Source organism: Reinekea sp. G2M2-21 (genome assembly GCF_015687175.1).
In the GTDB taxonomy this organism is placed as follows: domain Bacteria; phylum Pseudomonadota; class Gammaproteobacteria; order Pseudomonadales; family Natronospirillaceae; genus Reinekea.
Genome location: NZ_JADPQG010000001.1, coordinates 160,382 through 174,530 on the forward strand (window position 1 = coordinate 160,382; position 14,149 = coordinate 174,530).

Annotated in this window: 18 protein-coding genes; 12 read left to right on the forward strand and 6 right to left on the reverse strand. The window is 50.5% G+C overall.

The annotated features are described in order from the left end of the window. Window positions 1-126: 126 nt before the first annotated feature. Window positions 127-1,062 (reverse strand): LysR family transcriptional regulator, encoded by a 936-nt coding sequence (locus tag IYN85_RS00640; protein ID WP_196156931.1) that lies wholly within the window; start codon window positions 1,060-1,062, stop codon window positions 127-129. A gap of 116 nt (window positions 1,063-1,178) precedes the next feature. Between IYN85_RS00640 and IYN85_RS00645 the strand changes: the two genes are divergently transcribed. After that, window positions 1,179-1,901: an SDR family NAD(P)-dependent oxidoreductase gene (locus tag IYN85_RS00645; protein ID WP_230390400.1), complete on the forward strand. Its 723-nt coding sequence runs from the start codon at window positions 1,179-1,181 to the stop codon at window positions 1,899-1,901. 175 nt (window positions 1,902-2,076) lie between these two features. Beyond that, window positions 2,077-2,223, forward strand: a complete 147-nt coding sequence (locus IYN85_RS00650) for a hypothetical protein (protein WP_196156933.1) — start codon at window positions 2,077-2,079, stop codon at window positions 2,221-2,223. A gap of 52 nt (window positions 2,224-2,275) precedes the next feature. On the opposite strand, the gene IYN85_RS00655 is transcribed toward IYN85_RS00650, so the two are convergent. Beyond that, on the reverse strand, window positions 2,276-3,475 hold the full coding sequence (locus tag IYN85_RS00655; RefSeq protein ID WP_196156934.1) for a hypothetical protein: 1,200 nt from the start codon (window positions 3,473-3,475) through the stop codon (window positions 2,276-2,278). Window positions 3,476-3,548: 73 nt separating this feature from the next. Next, window positions 3,549-4,169 carry a TetR/AcrR family transcriptional regulator gene (locus tag IYN85_RS00660; protein WP_196156935.1) on the reverse strand — a complete coding sequence of 207 codons (621 nt, stop codon included), beginning with the start codon at window positions 4,167-4,169 and terminating at the stop codon, window positions 3,549-3,551. Window positions 4,170-4,423: 254 nt separating this feature from the next. On the opposite strand from IYN85_RS00660, the gene nfsA reads away from it, so the two are divergent. The 3 genes from nfsA (at window position 4,424) to IYN85_RS00675 (ending at window position 5,923) form a co-directional block, all read left to right on the forward strand. Then, complete coding sequence (gene nfsA, locus IYN85_RS00665; RefSeq protein ID WP_196156936.1) at window positions 4,424-5,161, forward strand: oxygen-insensitive NADPH nitroreductase; 738 nt, start codon at window positions 4,424-4,426, stop codon at window positions 5,159-5,161. 49 nt (window positions 5,162-5,210) lie between these two features. Beyond that, window positions 5,211-5,558 carry a hypothetical protein gene (locus IYN85_RS00670; protein WP_196156937.1) on the forward strand — a complete coding sequence of 116 codons (348 nt, stop codon included), beginning with the start codon at window positions 5,211-5,213 and terminating at the stop codon, window positions 5,556-5,558. A 152-nt stretch (window positions 5,559-5,710) separates the two neighbouring features. Continuing rightward, window positions 5,711-5,923, forward strand: coding sequence for a hypothetical protein (locus tag IYN85_RS00675; protein WP_196156938.1), 213 nt, complete (start codon window positions 5,711-5,713; stop codon window positions 5,921-5,923). Window positions 5,924-5,995: 72 nt separating this feature from the next. Here the strand turns inward: IYN85_RS00675 and IYN85_RS00680 are convergent, their stop codons facing one another. Next, the gene (locus IYN85_RS00680; RefSeq protein ID WP_196156939.1) at window positions 5,996-7,030 is read right to left on the reverse strand and encodes a zinc-binding alcohol dehydrogenase family protein; all 1,035 of its coding nucleotides are present in this window, start codon (window positions 7,028-7,030) and stop codon (window positions 5,996-5,998) included. Between the two features lie 143 nt (window positions 7,031-7,173). Between IYN85_RS00680 and IYN85_RS00685 the strand changes: the two genes are divergently transcribed. The 3 genes from IYN85_RS00685 to IYN85_RS00695 all read left to right on the forward strand — a co-directional run bounded on the left by IYN85_RS00685 (window position 7,174) and on the right by IYN85_RS00695 (window position 9,595). Then, the gene (locus IYN85_RS00685) at window positions 7,174-8,115 is read left to right on the forward strand and encodes a LysR family transcriptional regulator (protein WP_196156940.1); all 942 of its coding nucleotides are present in this window, start codon (window positions 7,174-7,176) and stop codon (window positions 8,113-8,115) included. Window positions 8,116-8,133: 18 nt separating this feature from the next. Then, window positions 8,134-8,487, forward strand: coding sequence for a DUF1304 domain-containing protein (locus IYN85_RS00690; protein WP_196156941.1), 354 nt, complete (start codon window positions 8,134-8,136; stop codon window positions 8,485-8,487). A 229-nt stretch (window positions 8,488-8,716) separates the two neighbouring features. After that, complete coding sequence (locus tag IYN85_RS00695) at window positions 8,717-9,595, forward strand: hypothetical protein (protein WP_196156942.1); 879 nt, start codon at window positions 8,717-8,719, stop codon at window positions 9,593-9,595. Window positions 9,596-9,677: 82 nt separating this feature from the next. Here the strand turns inward: IYN85_RS00695 and IYN85_RS00700 are convergent, their stop codons facing one another. Then, window positions 9,678-10,412 (reverse strand): DUF4386 domain-containing protein, encoded by a 735-nt coding sequence (locus IYN85_RS00700; RefSeq protein WP_196156943.1) that lies wholly within the window; start codon window positions 10,410-10,412, stop codon window positions 9,678-9,680. Between the two features lie 101 nt (window positions 10,413-10,513). On the opposite strand from IYN85_RS00700, the gene IYN85_RS00705 reads away from it, so the two are divergent. The 4 genes from IYN85_RS00705 (at window position 10,514) to IYN85_RS00720 (ending at window position 12,841) form a co-directional block, all read left to right on the forward strand. Further along, complete coding sequence (locus tag IYN85_RS00705) at window positions 10,514-11,407, forward strand: LysR family transcriptional regulator (protein WP_196156944.1); 894 nt, start codon at window positions 10,514-10,516, stop codon at window positions 11,405-11,407. Next, a complete protein-coding gene (locus IYN85_RS00710; RefSeq protein WP_196156945.1) occupies window positions 11,404-11,913 on the forward strand; it encodes a M48 family metallopeptidase in 510 nt (169 codons plus the stop codon). The genes IYN85_RS00705 and IYN85_RS00710 overlap by 4 nt, the downstream gene beginning before the upstream one ends. A 106-nt stretch (window positions 11,914-12,019) precedes the next feature. Next, complete coding sequence (locus IYN85_RS00715) at window positions 12,020-12,409, forward strand: hypothetical protein (RefSeq protein WP_196156946.1); 390 nt, start codon at window positions 12,020-12,022, stop codon at window positions 12,407-12,409. A 132-nt stretch (window positions 12,410-12,541) separates the two neighbouring features. Next, on the forward strand, window positions 12,542-12,841 hold the full coding sequence (locus IYN85_RS00720) for a hypothetical protein (protein WP_196156947.1): 300 nt from the start codon (window positions 12,542-12,544) through the stop codon (window positions 12,839-12,841). Window positions 12,842-12,881: 40 nt separating this feature from the next. Here IYN85_RS00720 and IYN85_RS00725 read toward each other — a convergent pair whose 3' ends face one another. Beyond that, window positions 12,882-14,069 (reverse strand): AGE family epimerase/isomerase, encoded by a 1,188-nt coding sequence (locus IYN85_RS00725; RefSeq protein ID WP_196156948.1) that lies wholly within the window; start codon window positions 14,067-14,069, stop codon window positions 12,882-12,884. Window positions 14,070-14,149: the final 80 nt, after the last annotated feature.

The following is a 14,149-nucleotide window of genomic DNA, read 5'->3' on the forward strand; positions in this document are numbered from 1 at the left end:
CGAAGACAGGTTCGGTCATGCTTCCGGACCTGTCTTTAAACGACGAGACACTTTTTTCGTACCGTATTGGCTTTAACGTTCCTTTCGTTGCTATTCCTTTTAAGCGACGTGCTGTTCGTAATGGATTCATGTTTCACGAGCGTGAGACGCCATGAGCTTGCTCTGTAATTCACTCCCGAGATAATCCCAAACGGCATCAACCGCCTTGCTACGAGTGTGGTGCCCCAAGCTGAGCAGATTGATGGGCGATCGGCTCGGGTCCTGCCAATCGGGCAGCACCGGGATCAGTTTGCCTGAAGACAATTCCGGCTCGATCAACAAAGCATCCACATAAATAATGCCCATGCCCTGGCAGGCCATATCAACGAGAGTGCGGCCATCGTCCGCAACGAAACAGGGCGTGATGGCTATATTAGCTGTTTCGCCTGTTGCGTGCATCAAGCTCCAGGTGTCCATTCGGTAAGCGGAGTTTTTAAATATCAGACAGTCATGCGACGACAGTTCATTAGGGTGAGTCAGTGCTGGGTGAGACGTCAGGTATTCCGGACTGGCAAAGCACTGCCAGCTTTTTTCGCCGACTTTTTTAGCCACCATGCTGGAATCGGCGAGGTGACCCACTCGAATGGCCAGATCTACGGCGGACGCAATCAGATCGACCACTTCATCGGATAGATTCAGCTCAATACGAACCTTTGGATAACGACGTCGCAGCGGTTTGATCAGTGGCAAAACATAGCGCTGTCCAAGCAGCGTCGAGCTGCTGATTCTCACCACACCAGCAGGTTCGTTGGACGCGGCTAACTTGGCTTCGCGGGCATCGGTCACCACTTGTGGCAACCCATCACTGCTGGCTAACAGCCGCGCACCGTCGTCGGTTAAGCGCAATTGCCGGGTACTGCGCTGTATCAGCCGTTGCCCTAACGCTGCCTCCAGTTGTGCGACTTTCTTGCTGACGGATGAACGTGGCAAGAGCAATTCATTCGCGGCGGCCTGAAAGCTGCCGCAGTGGGCCACGCGTTGAAAAATGTAAATGTGCGGGAGTAGGGTGTATAGGTTATCCATAGTATTTGGTTCCTTAATGGAAACAATAAGGTGCAACTTTGGTATCTATTGAGAAATAAGTAACCGGATTATGCTACCCCTTCATTGATTGATGCAACGTGAGAGGGAACATTAAGATGAAAACCATATTGATAACCGGGGGGACTTCCGGCATTGGGGCAGCCTGTGCCAGTTACTTTGTGCAACAAGGGTACCGGGTGTATATCACTGGTCGTGATTTGCAGCGTTTGAATGCTGTTGCCGCGGACGTTGGCGCACAGCCTATGTTGTGTGACGCCGCAGATGGGAACCAGATAACCGACATGGCGCGTCAGTTAAAGCAGGACAACATCCGCTTGGACGCATTGGTTCTCAATGCCGGCGTGTTTTATCCGGCACCCGCCATCTCGGACAGTGCTGACAATATAGACCTGACGCTAAAGACTAATTTTGTTGGACCTCTGCAAACCATTCAGGCTCTGATGCCATTGATGAAGAACCCCTCGAGTATTGTTTATGTGTCGAGTATTGCGGTGGTGAAAGCCGCAGCCAGTTGCGCAGTCTACTCGGCCAGCAAAGCAGCCTTTGAAGCCGCTGCACGAGTAATGAATCTCGAACTTTCAGATGCCGGCGTGCGCATCAACAGTGTCCGGCCCGGCATCACTCGCACCGAGATACAACGCAAGGCAGGAATGACCGATGCAGCGATTGCGCAATTGAATGAATCGTTAGCCGGAATACCGTTGGGGCGAATGTTAACGCCTGAGGAAATTGTCCCCAGTATTGCCTTACTGGTGAATGATTCTTCGTTGGGCATGCGTTCTGCTGCCATCGAGATAGACGGTGGTTTCGCGCTCTAACCCATTGTTGTGTTTGCCAGACGTGGCTGGCTTGCTGGATGTGTTTCTCGCCACGGGCGACGTTCGCTTTTGTGAACTTTATCATTCGTTATTTTCCGATGTTCACCGTCGACAGACAGACCATAATGACGTTCGAGCCCCTTCCTGGGGCCGAACATTTTACGAGGAGAACAAGATGATTCTGTTAAAAGCCTTGCGCATCGTCAAAGCCAAATCCAATCAACCTGTCTGCAATTACGCCGACAACTATTATGGTGATTGTATTTGTCTGTTGTCGAGTGCGGTTCTTAGCCCGGAAATTTCACCACATCGCTCGAAATAGCGCAGTATCTCGCAGCAGCCACTTTTGATGAATCTTCCAGTCTAGCGGATCGTCAAATAAGCCGGTCGCGGAGCGCACGTCGCGGACTGGGCACGGCTGGCGCAGTGGCGTAACCCATACGAAAACTAAAGGTGGCTTGCCAATCGCGGGTGCCAAGCAAAGCTTGCAGACGTTGCTCTGCAATGTTGGGTCGGTCCAGTTGCGCAAGACGATCACTCCATTCAATGGGTTGATTCATGGGCTGGCAGGCTACACCGACCTGAGTCGCCTGTAGATGAAACCGCTGCCAGCACCGTCCGGCGATCAGGGTAGTTTTTATGTCGAAGCGGTCTTTGAGTGAAATAACACCGACTAACGGCGCATTCGGTAAGTGTTTATCGCGGGTCGCAGATAACCACAATTCATGAGCTTTTTCGGCGTCCGTTGGCGGCAGCATCTTCGCGATGGCGGCAATGCTTTTCGGTAATCCCACGCCGTCCATAAAGGGGCCGTCCCGGTGTTCATTCACCTCGTTCTTCCGGTTACGAAACCATCGGTGGCTGTCGTGGATCATCTCAGGGTCGTTGATGATCCACTGCGTGCTGTCGATCATCAGCCTATCAAACTCTCTGCGCTGGTCGCCCTGCCCGATGAGATCAAGCCGGACATTGTGCGCACTGGCCTCCTGTTCCAGTAGTGTTTGGAACTCAGCCGGTATTGGTGTTGCGGTATAGGGGAATCGGTTGGTGTGACGGCGCCCAATAGCGTCATAAAGTGGGTCAACTAGCGTATCGTGCGCTTTAAAATGGATGGTCGCCATGACCAGTGTGCCCCTCAGCGTCGGCAGCTTTGCTAGGGTTCCGGTTTGGTATTGCACGTCGGCGGACATACCCTGCTGATGCGCGGCGAGACACAGGTTTTCAATGGCGCAACCTAAACCAAGCGTCATCTCTCGACGGAAGGGATCGAAGCTGCCCAGGTTCCGTTCGAGGTCAGCGTAAACAACGACTTGATCCGGTTGAATAGCGAAGCGCCACGGTTGGGTGTTGTGTGGATTGGCCGCCAGAATTGCCGCCTGTACCATGCCAATAACACCAGGTTGCGGGTGCTTGAAGTCCAGCCAAGGCTGGAAGGCGGGACCATCAATCGGCGAGAAAATATCTTCGCGCAATGCTTTGTATACCACACCACCGCTGACGGCGAGGGCGATACCGGCTGATGCTTTCAGCCCAGTGCTCAGAAATTGTCGTCTGTTAACGTTAATCGTTGTCATATATTCTCCTTTGTCACCGAGTGGTGACTTTGTTCGCCAAAAAAAAGACTTCCAGTGAAGCCTGTTTTCAGCCCTAAACCGAATCGGGTGATAGCAGCAAGGCTTCCGCCAGTTGTGCGATCGTGCGTTCCAAACGTTGCCAGCCCGCATCGTCGGTAATATCAACACCGTTAAAATATTTAATGTGCTGGCTGCGCGCCGCCAAGTAATTAATGGCCGCAGACACGAGTGAAGCAAGCGCTGCAACATCAACCTCTGGTCGGTGTTCTGCGATGGCAGCCAGAGCACCGGTCAACGCCAAACCCTGCTGTTCGCGGACTTCTTCCAGATAGGCCGTAAGCTCATTACGCTCGACCATTTCCCAACTGAGTATTTGCAACGTCAATGGACGCACTCGCAATGCCTGAACATAGTTGTGCATAACGGTTGTAAACTGTTGCGCGATGGGCTGTAACCCGGATACCTGATCAACACCGGCTAACAGTTCGTCAGCACTTGGCCAAAAATCACCCTGCTCGGCGTAGGCTCGCATCAGGCCCGAAAGTCCATCGAAGTAGCGATAAATAAGTACTTTATCGACCCGGGCTTCACGGGCAATGGCGTTTACGCCGAGCTTGCCAAAGCCTTGTTGCGCGAGTACTCGGCCGGTCGCGGCGATGAGTTGTTGCTCAGTGGTCTGTCGATTTCTTGCCATGCGCTTATCGTTTGTCACCAGTAGGTGACACAATGTAGTCACCACCGGGTGACATTGCAAGAAAAAAATTCATGTCGTCTCGATTGTTCTGAATTGAGTACAGATGCATGAGTCTGAATGGTCTAAAATGACGTAATGGTCGGTGCAGGGCTTTGCTTATCCTGGTTGCAATGGCATAGTCCGTCCCAATTTACCGTTCACCACAGCCGAAGCAGAATCTTGCCAGGTTATCGTTGAGTTTTTAGAGAATTATTATGAATGACGTAATTGGGTTACTGAACGCCCATCGGTCCATCCGTGCATACAAAAAAATACCTGTTTCTCAGGGAACGGTAGAAGCCATTGTTCAGGCAGGCCAAGCTTCGGCAACATCGAGTTTCATCCAGGCTTACTCGATTATTCAGGTTGCTCAGGGCGAGGCGCGAAGCCAATTAGCCGCACTTGCGGCGAATCAAACATTCATTGCCGAAGCGCCGGTCTTTTTGGTGGTCTGTGCGGACATGCAACGGCACAAAATGGCCTGCGACATGAATGGTGCTGATATGCTCAGTGGCTACGCCGAGCAGTTCATTACCAGCGTTGTGGACAGCGCATTGTTGGCGCAGAACATGGTTATCGCTGCAGAATCCATGGGCTTGGGCATCTGTTATGTTGGTGCCTTGCGCAACAACATTGCGGAGGTGTCCGATTTATTGGGGTTGCCCGATCTGGTGGTCCCCTTATTCGGATTGTGCATTGGCTACCCGAGTGAAAAACCGGATATCAAACCACGGCTGCCGGTGAAAGCGGTGTTACGCCAGGAACGTTACGATGACCCGGAAGCACTCGCCACGCTGCAAGCTTACGATGAGTTAACCCGTGAATATTATCAGACGCGAACAGGCGGCCAGAAATCACAAAGCTGGACGGAGCAAATGGCCGCCAAGCTCGCCAAAGAATCGCGGCCACATATCCTGGCTTTTATGCAAAGCAAAGGCTTTTTACTGAAATAAAAAGGGTGCGGAAAGTTGAGCGCGCTCCTTACTGAATTGAGACCCGATAATGGATCCACAATTAGACGAACATTTTCAACAGCAGGCGTTTAACCTGTTGAATAAAAACTTGCTGGGGGCCGCTTGGCAAACCTACATCGACAAAAAGCAGGTGTTGGTGATGTTTGCCGAAGCGAAAGCCATTCTTAAGCAGAAGCCAAACCACAAAAAATTAGTTGCCTCGGCGCAGTCGTTAATAGAGACGCTGTCACGCGTGGTTCGGTGTTTGTGTTTGGACGATGAGCAGGCCAAGCTCACCAGCGTGCGGGGCCGCACAATTGCCATGGAAGCTGAAGCCCTGTTTGCCAGTGCGGAAAAGGAATTTAAAACCATGCGGATGTTGGCGGCTAAAAAATAAATCCGATCTGGGTCTTTTCTGAGCTTGTTTGTAGGTTGTTAAACGGTCAGTTGATAGACTGACTTTTAGTGTATTGGCTGTAAGGCAAATATTGAGGAACACGACGAACAAGGTTTGTAGATTTCACGCATCATTAACAGAAGGAATTTGGTATGTCTCGTGCAAAATCAGAATTACCCTTTCACAAAAAAGAAACGTTAATAGGCGTTGGTGTCAGTCTGGGTGTTGTCGCCGGTGCCGTGATCGGAAAACTGGCGGGCAATATGGGTCTGTGGATATCGCTTGGTATAGCGTTTGGTGCCGGTATCGGTGCGGTTATCGGTAAAGTTCTTGCCGCGGATCAACCCGACGATGCCGGAAAATAAGCATTAGAAAAGATGAGTGTTGGGGTGAAACAGGCGTGTGAAGAACGTTCAACACGCCTTACCTTCAAACGATCAGAATCCCTCCAATACGATCTTGCCGACCGTGGCGTTACTCTCCAATTGTGCATGGGCGCGTTTCAGGTTAGCGGCATTAATGGTGCCGAAGTGATCGCCAAGCGTGCTGCGCAACTTGCCCTCATCGATCAGCCGTGCCACATGGGTTAACAGTTCGTGCTGTTTCTGAATGTCTTCGGTGCCGAACATGGCACGGGTAAACATGAATTCCCAATGCAGTGAGGCAGATTTTTGTTTCAGAAGTTTGATGTCCAACGGTGTTTGCGGATCGTCTATTAACGCGAATTTGCCTTGTGGAGCGAGCAGGTCAGCCAATGCCGTGAAGTGCTGATCGGTATGAGTCAGGCTGATAATGTGACTGATGTGAGTGATGCCTGCGGCTTCAAGTTGCGGCCGCAACGGCTGATTGTGGTCGATGACCAGGTGGGCACCCAAGTTCTTAACCCATTGCTGGCTTTCAGTTCGTGACGCCGTGCCAATTACCTGCGCCTGGGTTAGGGTAACCGCCAGTTGGGTTAGGATGGACCCGACACCGCCGGCTGCCCCGACAATCAATATACTGCCTTGGGTTGGTGATGTTAAAAGGTTGCCTGAGAAGTTTGGTTCAAATCCCAATCGGTCAAACAGCAGTTCCCACGCAGTGATCGCGGTGAGCGGCAACGCAGCAGCTTCGGCATTGCTTAAGGTGGTCGGCTTTAACGCCACAATGCGTTCATCCACAAGTTGGTACTCCGCATTAGAACCAGGGCGGGTTAAATCACCGGCGTACCAAACGGTGTCGCCTACCTTAAACAAATCGACGTCGTTGCCCACCGCAACGACTTCTCCGACCGCATCCCAGCCTAAAATTCGGTGTTCTCCCGACGGGTGCGTACTGTTCTTGCGAACCTTGGTGTCCACTGGGTTGACCGAGATCGCCTTTACCTGCACTAACAAATCACGCCCGCTGGCAACGGGCGTGGCAATATCCAGGTCGACCAGCGCGTCGGGTTGGTCGATGGGTTGAGGTCGTGCAAAACCAATGGCTTTCATGGGTGGGATCTCCGGTAAATGGGTCAAAGTATCAGCGTAGATGAACGGTAGCCCGCTGCTACCAACAATGCGCCTATTATTGGCGCTTTATATCATGGTATAAACCAGGTAATCATAGAAACATAGTCAAAGAATTTTTGATAATGAATATCGCTGATTTGACCTTATTTGTCCGCACCGCGGATTGTGGCAGCATCACCCGGGCTGCAGAGCAGTTGGCGTTGACACCGGCGACGGCCAGCGCCGGATTAAAACGGTTGGAAAAACAGATGGGTGTTGCACTTTTTATCCGTTCGACCCGGCAATTGCGGTTGACTGCAGAAGGTGAGCGATTCCTGCTTTACTGCCGTAAAGCACTGGCTAATCTGGATGCTGGTCAGGCAGCGATTCACGCAATGACTGGCAAAGTGGCCGGGGAATTGCGGATATCCGCGCCCTCGGACATCGGCCGTAATCTGTTGGTGGGCTGGTTGGATGACATCATGGCGCAACACCGGGATCTGTCGGTGAGCCTGATGTTGGGGGATTCCATCGCAGACTTTTATCAAGATCGCTTTGACCTGGCCATCCGCTACGGACCGCTACCGGATTCCTCCATGGTCAGCTTTAATCTGGCCATGACGGACCGTATTTTCGTGGCTGCGCCAGAGTACTTAAGCTTGCATGGCGAACCGAAATCCCTGGCCGACCTGTCACAGCATAATTGCCTGATGTTTCAGGTGAATAATCGTGTGTATGATGAATGGGAAGTGTGCTCAACCTCTGCGCAGGGTGTTGAGCGTGGCGTGATTAAAGTGACCGGTGACCGCAGCACCAACGATGCGGATGTTGTTCACCGGTGGGCCCTTGCAGGTAAGGGGATTGCCTACAAAGCTCGGCTCGATATGCTTCAGGATATCCAAGCCGGTCGGGTCGTTCGGCTGCTGCCTGACTATCATTCGCCAGTATTTGAACTGAATTTATGTTGCCCATCCCGGCAACAGGTGACACCAACCGTCTTGCTGTTACGTGATTTATTGCGTGTGAAAGTGTCTGATTACATACGTTCGTTTGTGGCTGATCGCACAATGCCAACTGAACTCTAAAAATAAAGGAAGTGAATAATGCTGATCTCGTCCACTCTGATTGCCCTGGTGGCTTTGCTGCATCTGTATTTTTTAATATTGGAGATGTTTTTGTGGGAGAAACCCGCAGGGCTCAAAGCGTTTGGTAATTCACCCGAGCGTGCCGCGCAAACAAAAGTGCTCGCTGCAAACCAGGGTTTATACAATGGTTTTTTGTCCGCCGGGCTTTTTTGGGGACTGTGGCAAGGTGCCGCCGGGTTTGACGTCAAAGTCTTTTTCCTGAGTTGCGTTGTGGTAGCCGGTGTTTATGGTGCGATGACAGCTAGCAAGAAAATCTTATACATTCAGGCCATGCCTGCCGCAGCCGCTTTGGTTATGTTGTTCATAATATGATCGGTCTGAAGTGTACGTCAATCGATCTGGTATCGTGAATGATAATCATTATCTAAGGCTCGTCTTTTTGCTAATCACTGAATCAAGCTGCAAAAACAAAAAGACCGGGTTTATTAGATTGATTTTTGATCTGGCTCGGTTTTTCAGTGTTTACGGTTAGGAATTAATCACATAGGATTGCCGCTCGTATTTCAATAATATCTCTTTTTAGCTGTAAGGATATTCACTCATGAAACACCCTATGTCTTTCGTCAAATATGGCGGACTTTCCCTCGCTATTGTAAGCACTCTTTTTATCACGGGTTGTAACAAAGAATCGGACGAACCGGAAGAAAACACCGCGCCAGTCGTTAACGAAGCGTTGGTTCGATATCGACATGCACACGACGACTTCTGGAACGGCGCTGATTTGTTTTTTAGGTATTACGTGTACGCAACGGACAGTTATGGCAATGACGATATTGTTTATTTGTCGATTAAGGATTGCGAATCCTGCGATGAACGTATTTTAAAAGACACAACCAGCGCGAATGAGGCGGATCACATTAATTTTTATGATGCAGATTCCGGCTATTACATTGACGATACCTATTGGTATGGTACAAATGATGAAAATAGACGACCAGCATCATTCATTGTGTATGCTCGTGACAAAGGAGATTTAGCCGTAACTAAAACAGTTAAAGCAGTGAAGCCGGATTTAACGGAGGCGACGTTTGAGACCTTTGCCTATGCTGCATCTTATACAGGTACAGACACCTCGGAAGGATTCCCAGCACTTGCTTTACCTTCTGGTTCGAATGCCAGCATCGGAGCTGGCGTATTTAATCTGACATTTAATACCAACGATATAAATGCAAAGACAGTTACCGCCTATTTCCATAATTCGCAAGACGAATATGTTGGCTTCAAAACATGGGATTTTGGTGAGTTTGCCGCTAATCAGGACAACACTGTGAGCGTTAGCGATTATTATATTTCGGATGGTCATACGGACGCAGAGGTTTCTTATGTTTACCTATTTTCGTTTAGTGGGACGTTAACAGGGACTAAAATTCAGTGGTCTCCACATCACGCCATCAGTGCCCGAATTAACTTGATTCCCTGATTGATTTTATTGTTTATTCAAAAACGGAAAGCGCATCACCTGATGCGCTTTTTCGTTTTGAGACAGCGTCACCTGTAGTCTATTAGGCTGCGCTTAAAGCTCTTGTATGCGCAGCCGAATTCGCTGCCCAGGACTGCCAGTTGTTTTGTTTGACACCTTTAATGACCAGCCAAAGCGGCAGAATGACTTCACCATAAAAGGTGTACAGAGCCACATCGATGGTTTCTCCCGGAATCAGCAACCAAACCACGGTGTCGGCTATGTAGCCAAAAAAGGCCAATACCATCATCCAGCCAATAATTTTCGGGATGAAGTCGGATTTCAAAATCAGTACACCCATCGGCAATAACCAAACGCCCCAGAAAATGTGCGCGATCATGATGCCGTCTTCATTTAAGTCCAATAAAAAGAGCACCGCCTGTTGCAGTTGTTCTGTGGTTAAGAGCGCAGTGAGTGCACTGTCGTGGATAAAATAAAGTACGGCCACGCGGCTCAACTCGTTCAACAGGGCGACTGGCATAGCTGCCAGGGTAAAGATCACGATAATTTGAGACCAGGTGCGGTCGACATGTTTGAACAGGTCATACAGCGCCAGGGCAATGAAAATCTGAATGACCTGAATACTGAACGCGGCCAGGATACTCAGACGCAACCCCACCTCGTTGGCCTGGATGTTGGCAAAGGTGGCCTGCGGATTATCAGCAACCAGCAATACCTCAGGTACATACATCAGACCAAAAAATCCGAGCGGGATGAGCAGTAAATACAGCCAGCCTGCGCGTCGCGCAATAGAGTTTGGGTTGATTTGTGTGTTCATGTTGGGCTCCGTTTCATCGTTTTAGAAGGATGTGTTGACTTTACCTATGCAGAAAATAAATATAAATTGCCTTAAATTGCCTAATGGGTATGCATTTTTGTATGTCATGGAAAAACATAAGCTTTGATTGGAACCGAGCCAGGGCATTTCTGGTGACAGCGGAAGAAGGGTCGCTGTCAGCCGCCGCCCGGGCTCTGGGTATGACTCAGCCGACACTGGGACGGCAAGTGACCGCTCTGGAGCAGGAGCTGGGTGTCACCCTGTTTGAACGTGTGCCGCAGGGCTTGGTGCTGACCGAGTCTGGTCTTGAATTAATCGATCTGGTACGCAACATGGGCCATGCAGCCAGTGAGCTTTCGCTGCGTGCTTCTGGGCAGTCGCAGCGAGTAGAAGGGGTGGTGTGTGTCAGCGCGAGTGAGTTTGATGCGATCCATTACTTACCCGAAGTGATTGCGGAGTTGCGTCATACCGAACCGGGCATCCGGGTTGAAGTGGTCGTGTCGAATGAGGTCAGTGATCTCAAACGCCGCGAGGCCGACATCGCACTGCGTAATTTTCGCCCGTCACAGCCAGATTTGATTGTGCGTAAACTGCGTGAAGAAAATGTTTGGTTGTATGGTACTCCAGCGTATCTATCGCGGTTTCCTTCGGTGACGCCTGCTTCTGACATCACCGGTCTGTCTCTGGTTGGGTATGAACGATCAGAGTCGAATCTTAGTTTGTTGCGTCAGAAAGGGATTCCGATCACGGTGGACGATATCGTGACCAGCAGTCACAGTTATCTGTTGCAATGGTATCTGGTCAAGGCGCATCTCGGGGTGGGCATGTTTACCGAGAGCAAAGGCGATGCCGAAGCCGACTTGGTGCGCGCGTTTGAACACTTAGGCCCCTTAGCAAAGGTGCCGCTGTGGTTGGTCTGCCATCGTGAGTTGCACACCAGTTTGAGGGTTCGCCGGGTGTTCGATCTGCTTGTTAGGAAGGTGTCATTGCCATGATGGATGCGCTGAAATATTTATCCCGTTACCCGGAGCACTTGCAGCAGTCGGTAGCTACTTTGATACATGAAGAACGCCTCGATCAATACCTGTTAGGTAAGTATCCACAAGGGCACCAGATTAAAACGGATCAGGCCTTGCGTGACGTAGTGATGACGTTCAAGAACCGGTATATCCGCAAGTCAGGGCCGATCAGCAAGGTGGTGTATGACCCGAAACTGCATGTGGTCAAAAATGCCCTGGGTACCCACAGTTATGTTAGCCGGGTGCAGGGGCAGAAACTGAAAAGCAAAAATGAAATTCGGGTGAGCGCACTGTTCAAACAGGCCCCGGTGGAATTTCTGGAAATGATTGTTGTGCACGAGCTGGCGCATGTTAAAGAAAAGGAACACAACAAAGCGTTTTACCAGCTGTGTTGCCATATGCTGCCAGATTACCACCAGGTTGAATTCGATGTCCGTGTGTATCTTACCTACCAGGAACTGACAGGAAAGAGTTTGTATTGAGGACATTCTCATCGGTCCTGAGTGCATTCTAACCCTGTTTCGGGATTGATTTTTGCCGAATCTGGGCCAAACTGCTGTCAGGTTTTCATAACGGATGGAACTAAAGATGGAATTAGTCGTTATAAACGGCAGTCATGAAGACTCCTGCGAAACCGCCGCGAATCGCTTGCGCGCCCACGGTTATCATTACTTTTCCCCTAAATTGTTTTTTGTGGATGATTTTGGCGATCTGCATTTCGATCCCAGCCGGCAAGACGAAGCCAATAAGTGGTGTCAGCATCATGTGGATCAAGAAATTGCACACCATCGTGACGTGGTCCTTCAGGGCGTCTATTTGAATGAAGAATTAATGCAGAAAGCTGAGTCAGAAGGCTACCACGTGGTCGTTTTGCGGTGTGACGATGGGCTGGAGCAGCAGGGCGAAAAGCAGATTCGGGCGCTGGTCGCAGCCCACGAACAGGCGCATCCGTCGCTGTTTAAACGACTCTTCGGTTGATTCATTGCAGAGTCGGGTTTTCGTGGCCGTGAATGTCTGGCAGAATCTGCCGACTCTACTTTCATTCCATGGTGTTAACCTTTTGCGGTAAACGGTGGTATGACTCGTTTAATGTGACTGGGTTCATAACCGATGGGCTTTACGGCTGTTGCTTTTTCTCTGGATGTTTTGTTGTCAGCCTTAAGCGTTTGGTTGGCTACACATTTACGCGTTATTCAAATGCCCTGGCGGGACATCGGTATTCTGGTGATTTCTGTTTCCACGGTGTCGGTGATTCCGGTGATCGGGTTGTTACTGGGTATTTTGCTGTTTTTGGTGATGGTCTTACGCTTCTCCGGTTGTTCAGTGATCAATGCGGCGGCGTTGGTGGGGCTGACCAAATTGGTTTGGTTAATAGCTGTCGCCGTGTTTGGCGCGAGCTTTCTGAATTAAACCAGTGCCCGGGCCGCCCACTGCGAATCGACTGCCATACTTATTGGCTCAGCAGTGCTTCCAACACCAGCGCACAGGCGCCAAGGGTGTGGTAGTCGCACTTCGCGCCGGCCTCGCTTTTACGATCGGTTACCTTGCTGTTGTCGGCATTTAAAATACGAAACCAGGCGCCATGTTGATGATCGACAAAGTGCGCCCAGCTGTAGTGCCAGAGTCGGTCGTACCATGTCCAATACTGTTCCTCTTCGGTCACCAGTGCCAATAACGCTGCAGCGGCAAAGGTTTCTGCCTGCACCCAAAAATACTTGTCGTCGTCACAGATGGTCCCGTCCGGTGCGAACCCGTAAAACAATCCACCATGCTCGTCATCCCAGGCTTGGTTAACAGCGGCATCGAACAGTGCCTTGGCGCGGTCGACCATCCAGGCTTCGGGTCTGTGTTTGTGCAGCATCAACAAAAGTTTCGTCCATTCTGTTTGATGCCCTGGCTGAAAACCCCAGGGGCGATACAAGTTTTTCGGATCGTCTTTGTTGTAATCCCAGTCTAGTGTCAGATCTTTATGGAAGTGCTCCCAGATCAACCCGTCGGCACGGTCCGCCTGATCAACGGCAATTTTTTTCGCCAGGGCATAAGCGCGGTCGAGGAATTGTGTGTCTTGTGTCGCTTCAAACGCCAGTATCATGGCCTCGCAAGTATGCATATTGGCGTTTTGGCCTCGATAGTCTGTCAGAATTTGCCAGTCGGCGGACACTTCATCCGCATATAAGCCAACGTCAGCCTGCCAGAAGTGTCTCTCTAGTAATTCGTAGGTGTGGTAAATATCGGCGCGGGCACTTTCATCGCCGGCTTGAAGGGCTGTGGCGTAGGTGAGCAGAACAAACGCCAGTCCATAGCAGTGATTGGTTTCATCCGCGGGGGCATTGTTGTTCAGTGTCCAGGCATAACCCTGACGTTCATTTTGCCAGTGCGTGCCGCGGATGAACGCCAAACCGTGTTGCCACAAATGTCTGTATTCTGGGTCTTTGAAGAGGTGTTCGGCGGTGGCGAAATTAAACACCATCCGGCAACTGCTGACCAAATGCTTGAGTTCCGGTGCAAAGGTTTCGCCAGAATCGAGATAGTTTTGGTAGTAGCCACCCGTTGGGTCAAAGGCGCGTTCGGTATAAAACGCCAGAATGCTGTCCATGTGATCTTTCAGGAACTGCGGTGAGCGAAAATCTGGAGTCATAGTCGTACCCATGATGTGATGGACAGGAAAAGAGCTGAACGAGGCTACTTTAGCAGAAATTTAACGCCATTAGAGCGTAT

Bases quoted from the DNA above. Each gene is read 5' to 3' on its own strand.
- IYN85_RS00705 (WP_196156944.1), top strand. From the start codon at position 10,514: ATGTCATGGAAAAACATAAGCTTTGATTGGAACCGAGCCAGGGCATTT.
- IYN85_RS00645 (WP_230390400.1), top strand. From the start codon at position 1,179: ATGAAAACCATATTGATAACCGGGGGGACTTCCGGCATTGGGGCAGCC.
- IYN85_RS00650 (WP_196156933.1), top strand. From the start codon at position 2,077: ATGATTCTGTTAAAAGCCTTGCGCATCGTCAAAGCCAAATCCAATCAA.
- IYN85_RS00725 (WP_196156948.1), bottom strand. From the start codon at position 14,069: ATGACTCCAGATTTTCGCTCACCGCAGTTCCTGAAAGATCACATGGAC.
- IYN85_RS00640 (WP_196156931.1), bottom strand. From the start codon at position 1,062: ATGGATAACCTATACACCCTACTCCCGCACATTTACATTTTTCAACGC.
- IYN85_RS00690 (WP_196156941.1), top strand. From the start codon at position 8,134: ATGCTGATCTCGTCCACTCTGATTGCCCTGGTGGCTTTGCTGCATCTG.
- IYN85_RS00715 (WP_196156946.1), top strand. From the start codon at position 12,020: ATGGAATTAGTCGTTATAAACGGCAGTCATGAAGACTCCTGCGAAACC.
- IYN85_RS00700 (WP_196156943.1), bottom strand. From the start codon at position 10,412: ATGAACACACAAATCAACCCAAACTCTATTGCGCGACGCGCAGGCTGG.
- IYN85_RS00675 (WP_196156938.1), top strand. From the start codon at position 5,711: ATGTCTCGTGCAAAATCAGAATTACCCTTTCACAAAAAAGAAACGTTA.
- IYN85_RS00670 (WP_196156937.1), top strand. From the start codon at position 5,211: ATGGATCCACAATTAGACGAACATTTTCAACAGCAGGCGTTTAACCTG.
- IYN85_RS00680 (WP_196156939.1), bottom strand. From the start codon at position 7,030: ATGAAAGCCATTGGTTTTGCACGACCTCAACCCATCGACCAACCCGAC.
- IYN85_RS00655 (WP_196156934.1), bottom strand. From the start codon at position 3,475: ATGACAACGATTAACGTTAACAGACGACAATTTCTGAGCACTGGGCTG.
- IYN85_RS00660 (WP_196156935.1), bottom strand. From the start codon at position 4,169: ATGGCAAGAAATCGACAGACCACTGAGCAACAACTCATCGCCGCGACC.
- IYN85_RS00710 (WP_196156945.1), top strand. From the start codon at position 11,404: ATGATGGATGCGCTGAAATATTTATCCCGTTACCCGGAGCACTTGCAG.
- IYN85_RS00685 (WP_196156940.1), top strand. From the start codon at position 7,174: ATGAATATCGCTGATTTGACCTTATTTGTCCGCACCGCGGATTGTGGC.
- IYN85_RS00720 (WP_196156947.1), top strand. From the start codon at position 12,542: ATGGGCTTTACGGCTGTTGCTTTTTCTCTGGATGTTTTGTTGTCAGCC.
- nfsA (WP_196156936.1), top strand. From the start codon at position 4,424: ATGAATGACGTAATTGGGTTACTGAACGCCCATCGGTCCATCCGTGCA.
- IYN85_RS00695 (WP_196156942.1), top strand. From the start codon at position 8,717: ATGAAACACCCTATGTCTTTCGTCAAATATGGCGGACTTTCCCTCGCT.